The sequence below is a fragment of the Thioclava marina genome (assembly GCF_002020135.1).
Lineage (GTDB): Bacteria > Pseudomonadota > Alphaproteobacteria > Rhodobacterales > Rhodobacteraceae > Thioclava > Thioclava marina.
In genome coordinates this window covers 418591-439853 of sequence record NZ_MPZS01000003.1, presented here as the reverse complement: position 1 = coordinate 439853, position 21263 = coordinate 418591, and the positions used below count along the sequence as shown (strand labels likewise).

Annotated in this window: 17 protein-coding genes; 9 read left to right on the top strand and 8 right to left on the bottom strand. The window is 65.1% G+C overall.

Annotated elements, in window-relative coordinates:
• Positions 1-4 precede the first annotated feature (4 nt).
• The 4 genes from BMG00_RS16335 to BMG00_RS16320 all read right to left on the bottom strand — a co-directional run bounded on the left by BMG00_RS16335 (position 5) and on the right by BMG00_RS16320 (position 3740).
• Complete coding sequence (locus BMG00_RS16335; protein WP_078530287.1) at positions 5-910, bottom strand: branched-chain amino acid ABC transporter permease; 906 nt, start codon at positions 908-910, stop codon at positions 5-7.
• A 47-nt stretch (positions 911-957) separates the two neighbouring features.
• Positions 958-1680 (bottom strand): ABC transporter ATP-binding protein, encoded by a 723-nt coding sequence (locus BMG00_RS16330; RefSeq protein WP_078575087.1) that lies wholly within the window; start codon positions 1678-1680, stop codon positions 958-960.
• The gene (locus BMG00_RS16325) at positions 1677-2447 is read right to left on the bottom strand and encodes an ABC transporter ATP-binding protein (protein ID WP_078530285.1); all 771 of its coding nucleotides are present in this window, start codon (positions 2445-2447) and stop codon (positions 1677-1679) included. Before BMG00_RS16325 ends, BMG00_RS16330 begins: the two co-directional genes overlap by 4 nt.
• Before the next feature lie 75 nt (positions 2448-2522).
• Positions 2523-3740 (bottom strand): ABC transporter substrate-binding protein, encoded by a 1218-nt coding sequence (locus BMG00_RS16320; protein WP_078530284.1) that lies wholly within the window; start codon positions 3738-3740, stop codon positions 2523-2525.
• A 364-nt stretch (positions 3741-4104) separates the two neighbouring features.
• Between BMG00_RS16320 and BMG00_RS16315 the strand changes: the two genes are divergently transcribed.
• On the top strand, positions 4105-5442 hold the full coding sequence (locus tag BMG00_RS16315; protein WP_211274152.1) for a Glu/Leu/Phe/Val family dehydrogenase: 1338 nt from the start codon (positions 4105-4107) through the stop codon (positions 5440-5442).
• Positions 5443-5449: 7 nt separating this feature from the next.
• On the opposite strand, the gene BMG00_RS16310 is transcribed toward BMG00_RS16315, so the two are convergent.
• On the bottom strand, positions 5450-7063 hold the full coding sequence (locus tag BMG00_RS16310) for a Na/Pi cotransporter family protein (RefSeq protein WP_078575086.1): 1614 nt from the start codon (positions 7061-7063) through the stop codon (positions 5450-5452).
• A gap of 510 nt (positions 7064-7573) precedes the next feature.
• Between BMG00_RS16310 and BMG00_RS16305 the strand changes: the two genes are divergently transcribed.
• Both BMG00_RS16305 and katG read left to right on the top strand, forming a co-directional pair.
• On the top strand, positions 7574-9430 hold the full coding sequence (locus tag BMG00_RS16305; RefSeq protein WP_078575085.1) for a heavy metal translocating P-type ATPase: 1857 nt from the start codon (positions 7574-7576) through the stop codon (positions 9428-9430).
• Between the two features lie 305 nt (positions 9431-9735).
• Positions 9736-11910, top strand: a complete 2175-nt coding sequence (gene katG, locus BMG00_RS16300) for a catalase/peroxidase HPI (protein WP_078575083.1) — start codon at positions 9736-9738, stop codon at positions 11908-11910.
• Between the two features lie 119 nt (positions 11911-12029).
• Here the strand turns inward: katG and BMG00_RS16295 are convergent, their stop codons facing one another.
• Complete coding sequence (locus BMG00_RS16295) at positions 12030-12899, bottom strand: MurR/RpiR family transcriptional regulator (protein WP_078575082.1); 870 nt, start codon at positions 12897-12899, stop codon at positions 12030-12032.
• Between the two features lie 98 nt (positions 12900-12997).
• Here BMG00_RS16295 and BMG00_RS16290 point away from each other — a divergent pair, with 98 nt between their 5' ends.
• The 6 genes from BMG00_RS16290 (at position 12998) to BMG00_RS16265 (ending at position 19343) form a co-directional block, all read left to right on the top strand.
• Positions 12998-13528, top strand: coding sequence for a TRAP transporter small permease (locus tag BMG00_RS16290; protein ID WP_245795067.1), 531 nt, complete (start codon positions 12998-13000; stop codon positions 13526-13528).
• Positions 13528-14811: a TRAP transporter large permease gene (locus tag BMG00_RS16285; RefSeq protein ID WP_093470172.1), complete on the top strand. Its 1284-nt coding sequence runs from the start codon at positions 13528-13530 to the stop codon at positions 14809-14811. The genes BMG00_RS16290 and BMG00_RS16285 overlap by 1 nt, the downstream gene beginning before the upstream one ends.
• 40 nt (positions 14812-14851) lie before the next feature.
• Entirely contained in the window at positions 14852-15889 is a 1038-nt protein-coding gene (locus tag BMG00_RS16280) for a TRAP transporter substrate-binding protein (RefSeq protein WP_245795066.1), read from the top strand.
• 87 nt (positions 15890-15976) lie between these two features.
• Entirely contained in the window at positions 15977-17212 is a 1236-nt protein-coding gene (locus BMG00_RS16275; protein ID WP_078575080.1) for a diaminopropionate ammonia-lyase, read from the top strand.
• Positions 17209-18441, top strand: a complete 1233-nt coding sequence (locus tag BMG00_RS16270; protein WP_078575077.1) for a Zn-dependent hydrolase — start codon at positions 17209-17211, stop codon at positions 18439-18441. Before BMG00_RS16275 ends, BMG00_RS16270 begins: the two co-directional genes overlap by 4 nt.
• Complete coding sequence (locus tag BMG00_RS16265) at positions 18438-19343, top strand: N-carbamoyl-D-amino-acid hydrolase (protein ID WP_078575075.1); 906 nt, start codon at positions 18438-18440, stop codon at positions 19341-19343. Before BMG00_RS16270 ends, BMG00_RS16265 begins: the two co-directional genes overlap by 4 nt.
• Before the next feature lie 249 nt (positions 19344-19592).
• Here the strand turns inward: BMG00_RS16265 and BMG00_RS16260 are convergent, their stop codons facing one another.
• Together BMG00_RS16260 and BMG00_RS16255 are read right to left on the bottom strand one after the other, a co-directional pair.
• Positions 19593-19826: a hypothetical protein gene (locus tag BMG00_RS16260; protein WP_146642677.1), complete on the bottom strand. Its 234-nt coding sequence runs from the start codon at positions 19824-19826 to the stop codon at positions 19593-19595.
• A gap of 81 nt (positions 19827-19907) precedes the next feature.
• Positions 19908-21263, bottom strand: a complete 1356-nt coding sequence (locus tag BMG00_RS16255; protein WP_078530275.1) for a TRAP transporter large permease — start codon at positions 21261-21263, stop codon at positions 19908-19910.

The following is a 21263-nucleotide window of genomic DNA, read 5'->3' as shown; positions in this document are numbered from 1 at the left end:
TCCCTTATCCGTGTTTTCCAAACAGCCCTTGCGGGCGCACCAGCAGAACGATGACCATCAAGAGGAAGATCACCGTGTTCGAGGCGGGCGCGTAGAAGACCTTGGTGATCCCCTCGATCAGCCCCAGAGAGAAGCCGGTGACGACCGCGCCCAGGATCGAGCCCATGCCGCCGATCACCACCACCGCGAAGATCACGATGATCAGGTTCGCGCCCATCAGCGGGCTCACCGAGTAGATCGGCGCGGCCAGAACGCCTGCGAGCCCCGCAAGCCCTGTGCCGAAACCAAAGGTCAGCATCACCATCAGCGGCACGTTGATCCCGAAGGCCTTCACCAGCTCGGGGTTCTCGGTGCCCGCCCGCAGGCGCGCGCCGATATGGGTGCGCTCGATGATGAACCAGGTTCCGAAGCAGACGATGATCGAGAAGACGATCACGAAGAGCCGGTATTTCGGGAACATCATGAAGCCGAGATTGACGACGCCTTTCAGGCTGTCGGGCATCCCCGGATAGGGCGTGCCCGAGGCGTTGAAGAAGTTGATGAACACGCCTTGCAGCACCAGCGTGATCCCGAAGGTCAGCAGCAACGAATAGATCGGATCGAGCTTGTAGAGACGGCGCAACAGGAAGCGCTCGATCAGCATCCCGAAAGCAGCGACCATCAGCGGCGCGAGCACCAGCGCGGGCCAGAAGCCGATATGCAGCGCGTCGATCCCGAGCCACGGCCCGAGGTTCGAATAGAGGATTAGCGCCAGGAACGCGCCCAGCATGTAAAGCGCGCCATGCGCGAAGTTCACCACGTTCAGCAGGCCGAAGATCACCGCGAGCCCAAGGCTGAGCATCGCGTAGAACACGCCGTTATTGAGGCCCAGCATACCCTGGGCGAGGATCAGTCGGATCATGGGATCCATCGGGTTTTTCCTCCCTGTCGGGTCCGGTTGCCCGGCCCGAATTCTCGTTACACGCTCAGGTAATGGTTGAGCCGGTCCATGCTGGCCTCGACCTCGGCCGCCTCGATCACGTCGATCACCTCGCCATGTTCGATGACGTAGTGACGGTCGGCCAAGGGGGCTGCAAAGCGGAAGTTCTGCTCCACCAGCACGATCGTGTAGCCGCGCGATTTTAGGTCTCGGATCACCCGGCCCAGCGTTTTCACGATGACCGGGGCCAGCCCTTCGGTAATTTCATCCAGCAGCAAAAGCCGCGCGCCGGTGCGCAGGATGCGCGCGATCGCCAGCATCTGCTGTTCGCCGCCCGAGAGCCGCGTGCCCATCCGCTTGCGCACATTGGCGAGGTTCGGGAACATCTCGAACAGTTCCTCGACCGACATAGCGTTCTCCCCCACCGTGGGCGGCAGCATCAGGTTCTCTTCCACGCTGAGCGAGGCGAAGATGCCGCGTTCCTCGGGGCAAAAGCCGATCCGCGCATCGGGCGAGATCCGGTGGGCGGGCTTGGTAATGAACTCTTCGCGATTGATCAGGATCGAGCCCTCTCGGCGATCCACCATCCCCATGATCGAGCGCAGCGTGGTCGAGCGCCCTGCGCCGTTGCGGCCCAGAAGCGTGATCAGCTGGCCTTCCGCCAGTTCGAGATTGATCCCGTGCAGCACGTGGCTTTCGCCGTACCAGGCATGGAGCCCTTCGATCTTGAGCATCGGTTTGGTCAGGGTCTGCGTGCTCATGCGCCGGCCTCCTGCTCTTCGGCGGAGACGCCCATATAGGCCTCCATCACCGCCGGGTTCTTCGAGACCTGATCATAGGTGCCCTCGGCCAGAACCTCGCCGCGCGCGAGCACGGTGATGGTGTCGGCCAGCTCGGCCACGACGCCAAGGTTGTGTTCGACCATGACGATGGTGCGGCCTTCGCGGACGCGCCCGATCAACTCGGTCACGGCGCCGACATCCTCGGTGCCCATGCCCTGCGTCGGCTCATCGAGCAGCATCAGCTCGGGCTCGAGCCCCAGCGTCGTCGCGATCTCCAGCGCGCGCTTGCGCCCGTAAGGCAGCTCCACCGCCTTGAGATGCGCATAATCGGCGAGCCCCACCTGATCGAGCCGCGCGATCGCCTGCGCGTCGAGATCATGCAGCACCTTGGTCGAGCGCCAGAACTGGTAGCTCACCCCGAGGCTCTTCTGCAGCGAGAGGCGGACGTTTTCCAAGGCGGTCAGGTGCGGAAAGACGGCCGAGATCTGGAACGAGCGCACGATGCCCATATTCGCGATCTCGGCGGGTTTGCGGCGGGTGATGTCGTTCCCGTTGAACAGGATCTCGCCCGAGGTGGGCGTGATGAACTTGGTCAGCAGGTTGAACATCGTCGTCTTGCCCGCGCCGTTCGGGCCGATGATCGCGTGGATCGCGCCGCGCGCGATGGACAGATCCACGCCGTTGACGGCAACGAAGCCGCCGAAACTCTTGGTCAGGTTGCGCGCCTCGAGGATGGTATCGCTCATGCAGGGCCCTTCGAACTGATACGTCAAGAGGCGGGGAGCACGCAGCCGCGCCCCCCGCCCTGTTTCTGGTTCAGATCAGTTGTTGACGAGCGGGCAGCCGCCGTCGGCGAGCGAGGCATAGGCCTCGTTGCCCGGGATCGTGCGGACCACGTCGGCCACGTCCCACGGATCGGTGCCGCCATCCTTGACCTTCAGGAGATACATGTCGTGCTCGAGCAGACCATCGGGACGGATCGTGCCGCCCTTCGCGAAGAAGTCGTCGATCTTCATCTTGCCAAGCTCGGCGCGGACCTTGTCGGGATCATCCGTGCCCGCCGCCTCGATCGCCTTCAGATAGGCCATGGTCAGCGAGTAGTCGGCCGCGTGCGGGAAGGTCGGGGCTTCGCCACCCGAGAACTTCTCGTATTCTTCCTTCCACTTGCGCGAGGCGTCGTCCTGGTTCCAATACCAGCCCGAGGTGAATTGCAGACCCTTGGCGACATCGGTGCCAAGCGACTTCACGTCCGAGATCAGCACCAGCATGCCCGCGAGTTGCTGACCGCCTTCGACGATGCCGAATTCATGGGCCTGCTTGATCGCGTTGACGGTGTCCTGGCCGGCATTGGCCAGACCGATCACCTTCGCGCCCGAGCTTTGCGCCTGAAGCAGGTAGGATGAGAAATCGGTCGTCGCCAGCGGCACGTCGGAGCTGCCCACGACCGAGCCGCCGAGCGTCTCGACGACGCTTGCGGTGTTGTCCTGAAGCGCGTGGCCGAAGGCGTAGTCGGCGGTGATGAAATACCAGCTGTCGCCGCCGTTCTTCACGACCGCCGTCGCGGTGCCCACAGGCAGCGCATGGGTGTCATAGCCGTAATGGATGCCGTAATTGGTGCACTCCTTGCCGGTCAGCGCCGACGTGGCCGCCCCCGTGGCGAAGGTCAGCGTGTGCTTCTCCGAAGCGAGCTGCTGCACAGCAAGCGCCACGGCCGAGTTGGTGAGGTCGGCGATCATGTCCACGTGATCCTGGTCGATCCACTGGCGCGCGGTCGCGGAGCCCACATCGGCCTTGTTCTGGTGGTCGGCCGAGATCACCTCGATCGGCTTGCCCAGCACCGTGCCGCCGAAATCGCGCACCGCCATCTTGACGGCATCGACCGCGCCCTTGCCCGAGAAACCGGTCGAGTAGACACCCGACATGTCGCCCAGCACGCCGATCTTGACGACACCGTCCGAGATCGCGTCCTGCGCCATCGCCGCCCCTGCGCCGAGGCTGATCGCGAGCGCGCTGACGCTTGCGGTGATTGCTTTCTTCATGAACCATCCTCCCTGGTTTTTCCGAAACACGCCTCCAGCCTTCCGCTCCGGTGATCCGTGCGGATGGGTGCAAGAGGCCTCGCCCCTAGGCCGAGCGCCCGGGGCTGTTTTCTGGTGTATTTCTCTGTCCTCCTGCCGAACCGGGCTGTCTTGCTCCTCCCCCGTTCGGTCGCCCCATCAGCTAGAGCCGGCGTCCGGCTTTCAACCCGTTGATCCGCACAGATCCATCACGTCAGGTAAACTTTTCTTGAGCGATCGTGAGCAAAGCGGAGTGCGACGCCGCTCGGGCTCGCTGCCGCCTAATGCCGCATGCATGCCAGATCGGGATGGACCCCCGCCCTGCCCCTCCTCTAGAGTTCGGGCCATGAACCGACCTGAGACGGAGCCCGACCCGATGCGCGCAAAGGACAGCCCTCCCGCAGAAACGACCACGCCGGAGCGGCCGATGCTCGCCAAGGCCCGCGAGAGCCTGCGCACGGCCTGCGACCAGCTCAACATCCACCCCGATGTGTTCGAGGAACTGAAATGGCCGCGCGAGACCCTGTCCGCGACCTTGCTGATCCGCATGGACGATGGCAGCCGACGCGCCTTCAAGGCCTGGCGCTGCCGCTATAACGACCGGCGCGGGCCGACCAAGGGCGGCATCCGCTTTCACCCCAACGTCTCGCTCGACGAGATCGAGACGCTCGCCTTCTGGATGACGTTCAAATGCGCGGTCGCGAACCTGCCCTTCGGCGGCGGCAAGGGCGGGGTCTGTGTCAACACCAAGGAGCTTTCACAGACCGAGCTCGAGCGCCTCAGCCGCGCCTATATCGAGGCCTTCGCCCCCTTCGTCGGTCCCGATCGCGATATCCTCGCGCCGGACATGTACACCAACGGGATCGTCATCGCCTGGATGGCCGATGAATACAGCTCGATCACCGGGCAAGCCTCGCCCAGTGCGCTGACCGGAAAGCCGTTGGCCTTCGGCGGCACGGTGGGCCGGGTCGATGCAACCGCGCGCGGCGGCTATCATGCACTGCGCCATCTCGAGAACTCGCTCGAGATTGACCCGGACAAATCCACCGTCGCGATCCAGGGCTTCGGCAATGTCGGATATCACTGCGCGAAGCTGCTGCATGCGGATGGCTACACCATCGTCGGCATCAGCGACTCTTCGGGCGGGATCTATGACGAGAAAGGTTTCGACCCGCTCGCGGTGATGCAGCACAAGCACGAGACGGGTTCGGTTCAGGGGGCCAAGGGGCACGGCAAGACCCGCAACATCACCAATGCCGATCTGCTGGAACTCGACTGCGACGTGCTGGTGCCGGCCGCGCTGGAGCGTCAGATCACGCTGGAAAATTGCGACCGGGTCAAAGCGCGGGTGATCCTCGAGCTTGCCAACGGACCGATCGCCCCCGCAGCCGACCGCAAACTCACCGAAGACGGGCGCATCATCATCCCCGACATCCTCGCCAATGCGGGGGGCGTGACGGTCTCGCATCTCGAATGGGTGCAGAACCGGTCCGGCTATTACTGGGATGCCTCGGAAGTCGCCGATCACCTGAAGAAAACGATGGAGCGCGAGACCCAGGCGATCTGGGCGCTGCATAACGAGATGAAGCTCTCGATGCGCGAAGCGGCCTATATCCACGGGCTGCGGCGGATTGCGGAATCGGTCGAGGCGCGCGGCACGCAGGCCTATTTCGACGGGGATTGAGGGAGTCTCAATCCTTCAACACCTCGACCGCGGCCTCGCGTTCGGGCGACACGGGCAGCTGGCTATCGCTGATCTTGGTCAGGTGATATTCGATCCGCCAGAGGTGATATCCCACCCGGTCGAGCCAGCGCATCGCATCGAGGCGCTCGCCCATCTCCTCGGCGTTCAGCCGCCCCGATCCACCCGTCACGATCCGGGCGCGATAGATCTCGCGTTGCTTGCGCAAAAGCCGGCTGAGCCGGTCCAGCCGATGCTCGAGCGCCGCGCGATCCACGTCCTGCGCGGCCAGTCCCGCGCATCCCGCCAGCAGCCCGGCCAGCCGCCGCAACCGCGCATCCCGGCGAAGGGTCGCAAGTCGTGGCTCCTGAGCGCAACGGAAATTCAGCCGCCGCAAGTGATCGAGCGCATGCAAGATCGAGGAGAGCCGCGCCGCATCCGGATCGGTCTTTTGCAGCGTCGGGACTGCCTCGACGAAACTGCGCAGCTCGGCAATCGCGGCGCGGATATCGCGCAGCTCCGCCTTCTCGTCGCGCGTATCCTCTCGGTGACGCAGCCGGTGCGCGAGGTAGGCAAATTGCGCCTTCGCGATCGCTTCATGCGTCGACACCGCCGCATCCATTGCAGCCCTGGGGTCGCTCAGCATTTCCTTGCCAAGGCTGCGGGTGAGCGAAAGCCCCCTGTCGCGCACGATCAAGGTCACGAGCCGCGCGAAAGGACGCGCGAAAGGCAGGATCAGCACCACGCCGAGGATATTGAACCCGGAGTGAAAAGCCACGAGGGCGATCTGGCCGTCGAGCCCGATCCCCTGGGGCCCGAGCGCCACGCTGACAGGCCCGAGCAGCAGAAACGCCATCACCCCGGTCAGGCAGTTGTAGATCACATGTGACAGCCCCGTGCGCCGCGCCGGGGTCGAGCCGCCGAGCGTCGCGAGCGCCGCCGTCCCCGTCGTACCGACATCCATCCCAATCACCAGCGCCATCGCCTGCGGCAGGTTGATCACCCCTGCGCCCAGCAGCGCAAGCGCCGTCGTCACCCCGGCGCTCGAGGATTGGGTCACGAGCGTGATCACGATACCGATGCCGATCAGCTGCAAACGGCCGAAAAGATCGTCGTTCGGGAAATCGGCCGGCGTCAGCACACCCTCGAGCCCCGAAAGGCTCGATTTCAGCACGTCGATGCCAAGAAATATCAGCGCGAACCCGGCAAGGGCCGTGCCGATCAGCGGCAGCCTCGCACCTCCGAAGAGCCGCGCGAACGCGCCAAGGAAGATGAGCGGCATGGTGATCTGGCCCAGATCGAGCTTGAACCCGAGGATCGCCGCGAGCCACCCCGTCATCGTCGTCCCGATATTGGCGCCGAAGATGATCCCCAGCGCCTGCGGAAAGCTCAGGAGTCCGGCGCTGACGAAGCCGACCGCCGTCACCGTTGTCGCGCTCGACGACTGGATCAGCGCGGTTGTCGCCGCCCCCGTCACCGCGCCGCTCAGCGGCGTATTGGTGAAACGGGCGAGAACGCGGCGCAGCGATTGCCCCGCGAGCCCCTGAAGCCCTTCGGTCAGCCAGATCATCCCGAAGAGGAACAACCCGACCCCGCCGAGCGCATTGACGGCGTTCCAGATCATGCGCCTACTATTCGCTCAGCCCTCGCGCTTCACAAGGGCCCAAAGCGCTCCGTTCACGGTCGGGGCACGGTCTGGGGATCACGCGTTTCTGTTTGCGCAATGGCTCGACGTTTCGGGGCATCACCCAAAGACGACACTTTAAAAACGAAACGCAACCTAATCTAAACGATGAATTATTACCGGACTCAGGTCGGGAAATATGGATTCTCCGCGCACGCGAGCGCAGACTGAACCTCATCGCCCTCCGTTTTCGGATCGCATTTGCAGCGCATAGCGCGGGCAAGACGAGCCCCCCGCGACGTTTCCGCGCGCAAGGGCTGAAGGTCCGAAATTTCCGCGCGCGGATCAGCGCTCCGCGCGACCCCACGCCTGACCCCGCGCCTCACAGCAAAAAGATCCGCCTGCGGCAAAGCTTGACCGGCGCCTGCTCTCGACGCAGGTTGCCCTTGGCCAGGCTCGGGCACATCGCCCGCATCCCGCGCCGGACGCAAGCGAAAGGGCGGCGCAGAGGTGGAGCATACGACGACTGACCGGTTGAAGGTCGCATTTCTCGGGATCGCGCTCGCGGGGCTGCTGGTCGGTCTGGGCCTGCATTTCGCGGGCCAGCCCGAGATCGCACGGCTCGTCTGGATCGCGGGGGTGTTGCCCGCGCTGATCGCGCTGGTGGTCGAGATCGTCTCGAGCATCGCGCAGGGCGAGGTCGGGCTCGATATCGTCGCCGCCCTGTCGATGAGTGCCGCCCTGGCCTTCGACGAGACACTCGCGGCGGCGGTGGTCGCGGTGATGTATTCGGGCGGCACCTTTCTGGAAAGCTTTGCCGAGGGGCGCGCGCGGCGCGAGATGCGTGATCTTCTCTCGCGCGTGCCGCGCACGGCGACTCGCCATCGCGATGGCGGGCTCGAAGAGATCCCGCTCGACGAGATCGCCCCCGGCGACCGGCTGCTGATCCGGCAGGGCGACGTGGTGCCCGCCGACGGCACGATCGCATCGCAGACCGCCTTTCTCGACACCTCCGCGCTGACGGGCGAGCCGATGCCAGTACGCAGCGCCCGAGGCGACGAGGCGTTGAGCGGGTCCACCAATGCGGGCGAGGCCTTCGATCTGATCGCGACGCGCATGGCCAGCGACAGCACCTATGCCGGGATCGTGCGTCTCGTCGAAGAGGCGCAGCGTTCCAAGGCGCCGATGTCGCGGCTCGCCGATCAGTGGTCGCTGGGATTTCTCGCCGTGACCGTCGCGATCGCGCTGGCGGCCTGGTGGTTCACCGGCGATCCGATCCGCGCGGTGGCGGTGCTGGTCGTGGCGACCCCCTGCCCGTTGATCCTCGCCGTGCCGGTCGCCCTCGTGGCGGGGCTGTCGCGGGCGGCGCAATTCGGCGTGCTGATCAAGGGGGCGAGACCGCTCGAAGCGATGGCGCGCATCCGCACGCTGATCCTCGACAAGACGGGCACCCTGACCGATGGCCGTCCACAGATCGTTTCGATCGACAGCCACGACGACATGGAGACCGCCGAGATCCTGCGCTTCGCAGCGGCACTCGATCAGGCTTCGAAACATCCCGTCGCCCAGGCGATCGTCGCGGCGGCACAGGAGCAGGGCCTCAGCCTTCCGTTGCCCAGCGAGGTCGCGGAAATCCCCGGCGAGGGCGTGATCGGAGAGATCGAAGGGCATCGTGTTCTCGTCGGCGGAGACGCCTTCGTCGCCAAACGCGTCGGGCGACCGGCGGGCGAGCATGGCGCGTTCCCCACCGGCTCGGTCCTCGTCGCGGTGGCAGTCGATGGGCATATGGCGGGCCATCTCGTCATGGCCGATCCGCTGCGCGAGGGCGCCCCGGAGATGATCGCACGACTGCGTCGGGAGGGGATCGAGCGGATCCTGCTTGCAACCGGGGACCGCGCCGAGGTGGCGCGCGTGGTGACCGCGGGGCTGGGGCTCGATGCACTGCGTGCAGGCCTCACGCCCGACCAAAAGGTGCTGACGGTGCTGACCGAGCGCAAGAACGGGCCGGTGATGATGGTCGGCGACGGGGTGAATGATGCGCCTGCGCTGGCGGCGGCGGATGTGGGCGTCGCGATGGGCGCGCGCGGGGCCGCAGCCTCGGCCGAAGCCGCCGATGTCGTGCTGCTGGTCGACCGGGTCGACCGGCTCGCACCGGGCATCGAGATCGCCCGCCGCGCACGCCGGATCGCAACCCAGAGCGTCATCGCAGGGATCGGACTTTCGGTGCTGGGCATGATCGCGGCTGCTTTGGGCTATCTGACGCCGGTCGAAGGCGCTTTGCTTCAGGAAGCAATCGACGTGGCGGTGATCCTCAACGCCTTGCGCGCGCTGCGAATTCGCCCCGAAACGCAAGACAGCGCGACATGACCCGGTGCCCCGAATGCGCATTTTGCCTGAGGATTGTCACGCGAATGGAAAGTTGTTCAGGTACTGAAACCAACGAAGCTCACTATGATTTCGCCGAAAAGGCTAACCGTCTGACTTCATTGATCGCGCAATCTCGATAAGGTTTTACTATACAGACGATTAGAATTTAGAATTTTTGTTTATGACGCAGCCTGATACAACCGTCGCACAGCTGCGGATGACGACCGCACTTCAAGATGATGGCACCCCGGGCCAGATCGCGCCCAGGACGACCAAGCGACAGCTTTTGCTAGGGAGAGATCCAGATGGACGGAAATGATGTGAACACTTCGGGCAAGTGCCCGGTGATGCATGGCAGCAATACTGCCATGGGCTCGAATGTGATGGATTGGTGGCCCAACGCCCTCAATCTCGACATTCTGCACCAACATGATACCAAGACCGATCCGCTCGGCCAGGCTTTCGACTATGCCAAGGAAGTCGAAAAACTCGATTTCGAAGGCGTGAAGGCCGATCTGCATGCGCTGCTGACCGACAGCCAGGACTGGTGGCCGGCCGACTGGGGCCATTATGGCGGTCTGATGATCCGTTTGGCCTGGCACGCGGCAGGCTCCTATCGTCTGGCCGACGGGCGTGGCGGTGGCGGCACCGGCAACCAGCGTTTCGCACCGCTGAACTCCTGGCCCGACAACGCGTCGCTCGACAAGGCCCGTCGCCTGCTCTGGCCGATCAAGAAGAAATACGGCAACCGCCTCAGCTGGGCCGACCTGATCATCCTCGCCGGCAATGTCGCCTATGAGAGCATGGGTCTGAAGACCTTCGGCTTCGGCTTTGGTCGCGAAGACATCTGGCACCCCGAGACGGACACCTATTGGGGCGCCGAGAAGGAATGGCTCGCCCCCTCGGACGCGCGCTATGCGGATGTCGACAAGCCCGACACGATGGAAAACCCGCTCGCCGCGGTGCAGATGGGCCTGATCTACGTGAACCCCGAAGGCGTGAACGGCCAGCCCGACCCGATGAAGACGGCAGCGCAGGTGCGCGAGACCTTCGCGCGCATGGCGATGAACGACGAGGAAACCGTCGCGCTGACCGCAGGCGGCCACACCGTCGGCAAATGCCACGGCAATGGCGACGCCTCGGCGCTCGGCCTCGAACCCGAAGCGGCCGATGTCGATCAGCAGGGCCTTGGCTGGTTCAACCCGAACATGAAAGGGCTGGCGACCAACGCGATCACCGGCGGTCCGGAAGGCGCGTGGACGACGAAACCGCTCGAATTCGACATGGGCTATTTCGACATGCTCTTCGGCCATGAGTGGGAAATCACCCAGAGCCCCGCGGGCGCGAAGCAATGGAAGCCTGTCGAGATCGCCGAAGAGGACATGCCGGTCGACACTTCGGACCCGACCCAGCGCCGGATGCCGATGATGACCGATGCCGACATGGCGATGAAGGTCGATCCGATCTACAACGCGATCTGCCAGAAGTTCATGGCCAATCCCGAGTATTTCAAGGACACCTTCGCCCGCGCCTGGTTCAAGCTGACCCATCGCGACATGGGCCCGAAGGTCCGCTACAAGGGCCCGTGGGTGCCTGCGGAAGACCTGATCTGGCAAGATCCGGTGCCCGCCGGTTCGACCGGTTGGGACGTGGATGCGGTGAAGGCGAAGATCGCAGCTTCGGGCCTGTCGGTGGCCGAGCTGGTCTCGACCGCCTGGGACAGTGCGCGCACCTATCGCGGCTCGGACATGCGCGGCGGCGCCAATGGCGCGCATATCCGTCTCGCTCCGCAAAAGGACTGGGCGGGCAACGAGCCCGCGCGCCTGCAAAAGGTGCTCTCGGTGCTCGAACCGATTGCGGCCGAAGCCGGGGCCTCGGTGGCCGACGTGATCGTTCTGGCGGGCAACGTTGGCCTTGAGAAAGCGATCAAGGCGGCTGGCTACGATGTCGCGGTGCCCTTCGCACCGGGTCGCGGCGACGCGACCGACGAGATGACCGATGCCGACAGCTTCGACGTGCTCGAACCGCTCGCCGATGGCTTCCGCAACTGGCTCAAGAAGGACTACATCGTCTCGCCCGAGGAGATGCTGCTCGACCGCGCCCAGCTGATGGGGCTGACCGCGCCGGAAATGACCGTCCTGATCGGCGGCATGCGGGCAATGGGCACGAACCACGGCGGCACCAAGCACGGCGTCTTCACCGACCGCGAAGGCCAGCTGACGAACGACTTCTTCGTCAACCTGACCGACATGGCCTATAGCTGGCACCCGGTGGGAAATGGCGCCTACGAGATCCGCGACCGCAAGACCGGCGCGGTGAAATGGACCGCCAGCCGCGTCGATCTGGTCTTCGGCTCGAACTCGATCCTGCGCTCCTATGCCGAGGTCTACGCCCAGGACGACAATGGCGAGAAATTCGTGAAGGATTTCGTGGCCGCCTGGACCAAGGTGATGAACGCCGATCGCTTCGACCTGGCCTGATCCGAACGGTTCGGAAAAAGACTGTCACCCCCGCCTGCGTGCGGGGGTGATTTCGTTTCGCGATCTCGAATGTCCGCCGCGCCCCAAGGGACAGGCGGCAAGCCAGATCTGACCGCGCCCTATTCCAGCTCGTTCAGATCCCCGCGCAGCGCCTCGACCCGGTCGAGATGCGCCCGCCCTGCCGCGCCCAGCTCACGCGCGACTTCCAGAGTGATCATCCGCAACAGCGTCATCGGAGCGGCGTAGCTGTCGAGGAATTGCACGGTGTCGACATGGCAGCTCAGCGTCCAGCGCGCCAGCGCCGGAGCCCCGCGCACGGTCGGATCGCTCACCAGAAGCACCGGCACGCCCTGAGCCGCAATCTGTTCCACAGTGCGCAGAAAATCCGCCGGACGCCGTCGCAGCCCGATCACGATCGCCAGATCCCGCGACCCAAGCCCCGCGATCGCCTCCGCGCGGGTCTGCCCCGGCATCAGCAAAGGCGCCACTCCGGGCCGGATCTGGGCCAGCTGCGCGGTCAGATATTGCGCGAGGAAATGGCTATTGCGAAACCCCAGCGTCCGGATCTGCCCCGCCCCGGCGATGGCCTGCGCGATCTCGGCCAGAAGCGGCTGCGGCACGCCGCGCAGTGTCGCCTCGAGCCGTGCCGCCTCTTCCTGCAAAAAGGCCGAAAGCGGATCGCCCGCAGGCGTGCCCTGCCCCGCCCCACCAGAGAGATAGAGCGGCGAACCGGTTTCGCGCAACCGCCGCGCCTCCTGACGGGCAGCATCGAAATTGCGATAGCCCAGCCGCTGGAAGAACCGGCTCACCGTCGCGTTCGAGACCCCCGCCTGCCCCGCAAGCTCAGACGCCGAGAGAAAGGCCAACTCGCCCGGGGCGGCCAGAACCTGATCGGCGATCCGTCTCTCGCCCTCGGAGAGTTCCGAAAATGCCCGGTGGATACGCTGTGAAACCGATCCGGGCACGGCGGATGCATATTTTTCGGGCATTTCCGGACTCCCTCTGTGGAAATCTATTTTCGCATTGTCAGTTTTTACGAAAATGGTTTTGCGTCGAGAGGACAGCACGGATCAAGGAGAATCGCAACGTGTCCGAGATTGCCAATACGGCGCGGCGCTGGAGCCTGCGGGTGAACCGCGTGGTCGAGATCGCCTGCGTGGTGCTGCTCGCGCTGCTGGTGCTCGATGTCTGGCTGGGTGTGCTGGTGCGCTACGTGATCCCGCTGCCGCTGACCTTCACCGAGGAACTCGCGCGCTACCTGATGATCTGGATGGCGCTGCTCGCGGTGTCGTCGGGCATCGCCTATCGCGAGCATATCGGGGTCGAATTCATCTTCGGCCGCCTGCCCGCGAAGATGCGTCGCTGGCTCGCCGTCAGCTTCGACGCGATGGCGTTCATCTTCTTCGCGCTGCTGTTTCTCTACGGGCTCGGCTTCACGATCCGCGGCTTCTCGCGCTTCACGATGATCAATGCGATCCCCAAGGCCTACCCCTTCGCGGGGGTGCCGCTCGCGGCCTTCATGGCCGCGCTGCAACTCCTGCTGGTCGGCATTCACGACTTCTTCTCCGCCCGCGCGCCCGAGCGCACCGGCGCCACCCTCGTTCAGGGAGAGGAATGATGGGCACGCTGTTCGTCGTCATCGCGTTTTTCGGACTGATGGCCCTTGGGATGCCGGTTGGGTTCTCCATCGGGATCGCGGGGATGATCGGGATCCTCGACATGGGACCGCGCTTTCTCGCGATGGCGCCGGATCGCGTCTTCGCGGGCCTTGATCTGTTTCCCTTCCTCGCGATGCCCTTCTTCATCCTCGCGGGCGAGATCATGAACCGCTCGGGGATTACCGAGGGGCTGGTGAAGCTGGCCGATGCGCTGGTGGGCTGGATGCGCGGCGGCATGGCGCATTCGAACATGGTGGCGAGCGTGATGTTCGCGGGGCTGACCGGGGCGGCCACGGCCGATGCGGCAGCCTTCGGCAATACGCTGGTGCCCGCGATGCAGCGCGCGGGCTATTCGCGCGGCTATGCCTGCGCGGTGACGGCGGCGGGCTCGATCATCGGGCCGACCATCCCGCCCTCGACGCTGGCGATCATCTACGGCTCGATCATGGGCGTGTCGATCGCGGGTCTGTTCGCGGCGGGTATCCTGCCGGGCCTGCTGATCTGCGCGATCTGCATGGGCGTGATCGCGGCCCATGCGAAGCGCAAGAACCTGCCCAAAGGTCAGGGCCGCCCGAGCATCCGCATCGTCTTCACCGCGCTGCGCGAGGGCTTCCTCGCGGTGCTGCTGCCGGTCTTCATCCTCGGCTCGATCCTGGGCGGATGGGCCACGCCCACCGAGGCCGCCGCCATCGCCGTGGCCTATGCGCTCTTCGTGGGCGGCGTGATCTACCGCGCACTGAGCTGGCGCGACCTCTACGAGATCGCCCTGCGCACCACCCGCATCACCGGCGTGATCTTCCTGATCATCGCCTCGGCCTCGATCCTCGGCTGGTGGATGACCTTCAACCGCATCCCGCAAGAGATCGCGAGCGGCATGCTGTCGTTCTCGTCGAACCCGCAGGTGATCATCGGCATGATCCTGTTGCTGCTGCTTGCGATCGGGCTGGTGATGGATATCAACGCGACGCTGATCATCCTTGCCCCCGTGCTCGCGCCACTGACGCTGCAGATCGGGATGGACCCGGTGCATGCGGGCATCATGATCATTCTCGCGCTCAATATCTCGCTGATGACCCCACCCGTCGGCGCCTGCCTCTTCGTGCTGGCCTCGGTCACCGGCGAGAAGGTCGAGGGTATCACCAAAGAGCTCTGGCCCTTCATCCTCGCCGAGGTCGCGATCCTCATCATGATCGCCTTCTGGCCGAGTCTCACCCTCTTCGTTCCCAGACTGCTCGGGCTATGAACCCGTGCGGCATCCAACCCAACAGGAAAGGATCCCCTCCATGAGTTTCATGAAATTCGCAGCGACGACGCTCGCCGCCGCCTGCATGGCGTTTCAAGCGCAGGCCGCCGATATCACGATCCGGCTGGCGCACCTGAACCCCGAAGACCCGTTCGGCAGCCATTCGGGCGCGATGGCGGCGGTGTTCAAATCGATCGTCGAGAGCAATTCGGGCGGCCGGATCGAGGTGCAGCTGTTCCCGAACGGCCAGCTTGGCAAGGATAACGAGGTGATCGACCAGGTCCGCAACGGGCTGGTGGAAAGCGTGATCTCGTCCTCGGGCGGCATCGCGCAGCACTACCCGCTCGTGGGCGTGTTCGACATTCCCTTCGCCTTCCCCAATATCGGCGTGGCCTCCAAGGTGATCACCAAGGACAGCTCGTTCGGCAAGAAGTTCACCGCCGATCTCGAAGCCAAGACCGGGCTGAAGGTTCTGGGGCTGCTCGACTCGGGCGGGTTCTTCGAATTCACCAACTCGAAGAAGCCGATCAAGACGGTCGAGGACATGGCGGGCCTGCGCATCCGCACGATGACCGTCCCGACGCAGGAGGCGCTGGTGAACTCTCTGGGCGCGAACGCGACGCCGATGCCCTGGGCAGAGCTTTACACCGCGCTTCAGACCGGCGTTGTCGATGGCGAGATGAACCCGGTTCCGATCATCGCGTTTGCGAAATTCGACGAGGTGCAGAAATACCTCTCGCTGACCAACCACCTCATCACCCCCTATGTCTGGACGATGAACGAGGACTTCTACAAAGGCCTGAGCCCCGAGGATCAATACCTGATCTCCTGGGCGGCTGACGTCGCCACCGATGCGGGCCGCTCGATGAGCCGCGTCATCGAAGCCTCCGACAAGGGTCTGCCGGCACTGGCGGCCAAGATGGAAGTCAACGCGGTCGATCCGGCCGAGCTCGAGAAATTCGCCGCCGCCTCGCAGCCTGCCGTGCGTGCGCTCATCGAAGAGAAATTCGGCGCCGAGGGCACCGAGATGCTCGACGCGATGATGACCTCGATCAACGAAGAGAAGACCGACTTCTGATCGGTCCGACTGGCCCGGGCGGCAGGGTTTCGCCCGGGCATTTTTCCCGCCAGACTGAGCGGGCTCGACATATCCAAAGGTTTACTGATGTCCACCGAACTCCACCACGCGCCGGGAACGGACGCGGCCTTTACCCTGCTGCTCAACCCCGAAGCTCGCAGCGACGGAAACTGGAGCCCCGCGCAGGATGCGATCCTGAGCGATGCGGGCCTCGCCGCTGCGCGCGCGACGATCTCGGGCTGGCCGGGCTATGCCCCGACGCCGCTGCATGCCCTGCCCGCGCTGGCCGCCGATCTTGGCGTTGCCGCGATTCATTACAAGGATGAGGGCGGGCGCTTCGGTCTGGGCAGTTTCAAGGCGCTCGGCGGCGCTTACGCGGTGGCGCGACTGCTGCAATCGGAACTCGGCAAGCGGCTGGGCCGCCCCGTTTCGATGGAAGAGATCACCTCCCGCGCGATCCCTCAGGCCCGCGAGATCACCGTCTGCTGCGCCACCGACGGTAATCACGGCCGCTCGGTCGCCTGGGGGGCGCAGAGCTTCGGCTGCAACTGCGTGATCTTCATTCACGCCACCGTCTCCGACGGCCGCAAGACCGCGATCGAAGCCTATGGTGCCGAGGTGCGCCGTTGTGCGGGCAATTACGACGATAGCGTTCGCGAGGCGCAGGAGACCGCAACGCGCGAAGGCTGGTTCGTGGTCTCCGACACCTCCTATCCGGGCTACATGGAGGTGCCCAAGGACGTGATGCAGGGCTATGAGGTGATGGCGGCGGAGGCCTTCGATGCGCTCGATCAGCCCCCCACCCATGTTTTCCTGCAAACCGGCGTGGGCGGGATGGCCGCTGCGGTCGCCGCGCAGGCCGTGCGCCGCTGGGGCGCGGCACGTCCCAGGATCGTCCTGTGCGATCCCGACCAGTCGGCCTGCTGGCTCGACAGCTTGCGCGCGGGCGAGCCGGTCGCGGTCGAGGGCGATCTCGATACGCTGATGGCGGGGCTGGCCTGTGGCGAGGTCTCCGCGCTCGCCTGGGAGATCCTGAAGGATCACGCCGATGCGGTGATGGCGCTGACCGATGCCGCCGCCGTGGCCGAGATGCGCCGTCTCGCCCATCCGCTGCCCGGCGATCCGCCGATCGTGGCGGGCGAGTCCGCCGTGGCAGGTCTTGCGGGGCTGGCCGCCGCGATGACGGTCCCCGAAGCCCGCGCGGCCCTCGAACTTGACGAGACCTCGCGCGTCGTCGTGTTCGGGACCGAAGGCGATACCGATCCGGCCCTTTATGAAGAACTCGTCGGCATGAGCGCCGGGGCCGTGAGGGCGCAAGCATGAGCGGACCGGAAATTTCCTCTAGCCGTCTTCTCGACCGGGTCGCCGGTCTGGGCCGCGTCGGCGCGCTGTCGGGCGGCGGGGTCTGTCGCCTCGCGCTCACCGATACCGACCGCGCCGGGCGCGACTGGCTGGTGGCACAGATGGAGGCCCTCGGGCTGACCGTCTCGATCGACGCGATCGGCAATATCTGGGGGCTGCGCAAAGGGTTAGTCGATGGCGCGCCTGTGATGATGGGGTCGCATATCGACACGGTGGCGACGGGCGGGCTTTATGACGGGGCGCTTGGCGTGCTGGCGGGGCTCGAGGTGATCGCGGCGCTCAATGAAGCGGGCATCACCACCCATGCGCCTCTGGCCGTGGCCGCCTTCACCAACGAGGAAGGCGCGCGCTTTGCCCCCGACATGATGGGGTCCGGCGTCTACACGGGCGCGCTCGACCGCGAGGAGATGCTGGCGACCGTCGCGACCGATGGCTCGGCGATCTTCGGAGAAGAACTCGACCGGATCGGCTATCGCGGCAGCGACATGCCGGTGACGCCCGCAGCCTATCTGGAGCTGCATATCGAACAGGGCCCGGTCCTTGAACGCGAAGGGATCCGCATCGGGGCCGTGACTGGCGTGCAGGGGATTTCCTGGACCGAATACACGATCTCGGGGCAGTCGAACCACGCAGGGACCACGCCGATGGCGCTGCGCCACGACGCGGGCGTTGTGGCTGCGAAAATCGCTCTGGCCGCGCATGAGATCGCCGCCGATCTCGGCCCGCCACAGGTCGCGACCGTGGGGGTGTTCGAGCTTTCGCCCGCGCTGGTCAACGTCGTGCCCGAGAAAGCGCGACTGACCGTCGATCTGCGCAACACCGACAACGACCTGCTCAAACAGGCCGAAGCACGGTTGCAAAGCGCCGCCGAAGAGGCCGCGAGCGCGCATGGCTGCACGATTGCGCGGCGCAGCCTCGCCCGGTTCGACCCGGTCGCGTTCGCGCCTCAGGTAATCGACCGCGTCGAGGCCGCCGCCAACGCACGCCAACTCAGCGTGAAACGGATGCCTTCGGGCGCAGGGCATGACGCGCAGATGTTCGCGCCCGCCTGCCCGACCGCGATGACCTTCGTGCCCTCGAAGGACGGGCTCAGCCACAATATCAACGAACATACCGAGGTGCAGGACCTCGTCGCGGGCGCGCAGGTGCTGCTCGACGTCGTGCTCGATCTCGCAGGAGGCAAATCATGAGCCGCAGTTTCATCGTCGCGGGCGCCCAGCTCGGCCCGATCGCCAAGGAAGAGACCCGTCCCTCCGTCGTCGCGCGGCTTTGCGCCATGATGCGCGAGGCGAAGGCGCGTGGTGCGGAACTCGTGGTCTTTCCGGAACTGGCGCTGACCACCTTCTTCCCGCGCTGGTGGCCCGAGAACCAGGACGAGATCGACCGCTGGTTCGAGACCGAAATGCCCGGGCCCGACACGCAGCCGCTTTTCGATCTGGCGGTGGAACTGGGGATCGGCTTTCACCTCGGCTATGCCGAGCTGACCCCCGAGGGACGCCATTTCAACACGGCGATCCTCGTCGGCCCCGATGGCGCGATCCTGGGCAAATATCGCAAGATCCACCTGCCCGGCCATCGCGACCGGCAGGATTGGCGGCCCTTCCAGCATCTCGAGAAATACTATTTCGAAAAGGGTGATCTGGGCTTTCCCGCATTCGATGCATTCGGCGGCAAACTCGGCATGTGCATCTGCAATGACCGGCGCTGGCCCGAGACCTGGCGGATGCTGGGGCTCAACGGAGCAGAGCTGGTGGTTCTGGGTTATAACACGCCCCTGCATTACCCGCCCGCGCCCGAACACGACCACCTGCAATATTTCCACAACGAGCTGTCGATCCAGGCGGGCTGCTATCAGAACGGGCTCTGGGCGGTTGCGGTGGCCAAGGCGGGCTTCGAGGAGGGGTGCGAGCTGATCGCAGGCTCGATCATCGTCGCCCCCACCGGCGAGGTGCTCGCCCGCACGCAAGGTTCGGACGACGAGGTGATCACCGCGCGGATAGATCTCGACCGCTGCTCGGAGATCCGGCGCAATGTCTTCGATTTCGCGCAGCATCGCGAACCCGAGGAATATCGCAAGATCGCCGAACGCTGAAAGCTTGGGGCGGCGGTTGCGCCGCCCGGGCTCACTTCCCCACATCCAGCTTCCGCAGCGCCTGCGAGACCGCGCCGTTGAGCGCGGAGCGGCAGGCGCCCAGAACCGCGATTCTCGGCCTTGGGCAGGTGATCCCAATCCCGCGCCGTCAGCTTGCCGGGAATGATCGCGCGCCCGGTGACCTGAACGCCCAGCGTGGCGCCCTCGCCGGTCGCGGGATCGACCAGCGCGGCCTGCAGCCCCACCGTGCTAGGCATTCTCGCCGATCCAGGCCCTGTCGGCCTCGGGATTGCGGATCCAGAGCACGAAGAAATCGCGCCTCGGATTGCAATCCTGTCCGAGCGTGTTGAGCGCCGCCTGCCATTTACTCGACACCACCCGGTCGCCCACGTCCGCGACAAGCCCGGCGCGCGCGTATTTCGCCTGCCCCCCGGCCGGAAGCCCCGTCTGCGAAGTCTCGACGCAAGCAGAGAGGACCGGCACGGCGAGCCGCGCGTCTTCAACAAAAGAAAACCCCGAGGCGCGGGTTGCGCCTCGGGGCAAGGATCAGACCTTTCCGGCCGATCAACCGTAGACCAGTTTTGGCAGCCAGATGATGATCTCGGGGAAGAACATGCACAGCAGCAAACCGACCACCTGAAGCGCCAGGAAGGGCAGCGCCGAGCGGAAGATATCCGCCATCGGGATCTCCGGCGGAGCGACCCCGCGCAGGTAGAACAGCGCGTAGCCGAAGGGCGGCGAGAGGAAGCTCATCTGCATGTTCACCAGGTAGAGAACCCCGAACCACAGCACCAGATCGTCCGGATCGCTCAGCCCGAAAGCCTCCGCGCCGAGCGCCCTGATGATCGGCACGAAGATCGGCACGCACAGAAGCAGGATGCCGACCCAGTCGAGGAACATGCCCAGGATGATCAGGACGATCTGCATGATGATCAGGATACCCCAGGGGCCGAGACCCGTCGCCTGCAACGCGTTCTGCACGAATTGCTGTCCGCCTTCGAGCACGTAGAGCCCGACGAAGATCGTCGCGCCGAACATGATCCAGATCACCATGGCCGAGGCCTTGAGCGTGGTGATCGCCGCCTCGCGGATCGTCTGCCAGTCGAGCTTGCGGTGGATCGCCGCCACGATGATCGCGCCGAAGGTGCCGATACCGGCGGCCTCCACCGGGGTTGCGACACCGGTGAAGATCACGCCCAGAACGATCACGATCAGCGAGATCGGCGCGGACATGTTGCCCATCAGACGCATCTTCTCGCGGCCCGTGATCCGCTCTTCCATCGGGATCGGCGGCCCCATCTCGGGGTTGATCGCGCAACGGACAAGCACATAGGCCACGTACATGCCCGAGAGCAGCAGGCCCGGAATGACCGCGCCGATGAACAGCTCGCCCACCGATTGCTCGGCCACGACCGCGTAGATGATCGCGAGGATCGACGGCGGGATCAGGATGCCGAGCGTACCGCCCGCCATGATCGAGCCCATCGCGATCTTCGGATCATAGCCACGCTTGAGCATCGCCGGCAGCGCGATTATGCCCATCGTCACCACCGCGGCGCCGATCACGCCCACCATTGCGGCGAGCACCGTCGAGGCGATGATGGTGGCCGCGGCCAGACCGCCGCGCACCCCGCCCAGCACCTTGTAGATGACGTCGAACATCTCGTTGATGATCCCCGCCCTCTCCAGCATTGACGCCATGAAGATGAACAAGGGGATCGCCGAGAGCTGATAATTCGTCATCAGCGGGAAGATCCGGCTTGGCACGATGTTGAGCGCGCGTTCGTCGCCCAGAATGAACAGGAAGACACAGGCCAGACCGCCCGTAACGAAGGCCAGCGGTAGCCCTGCCATCAGCAGGACGACCAGCGAGCCGAACATGATGAGTGTCAGCCACTCGATTCCAATATCAAGTCCCAT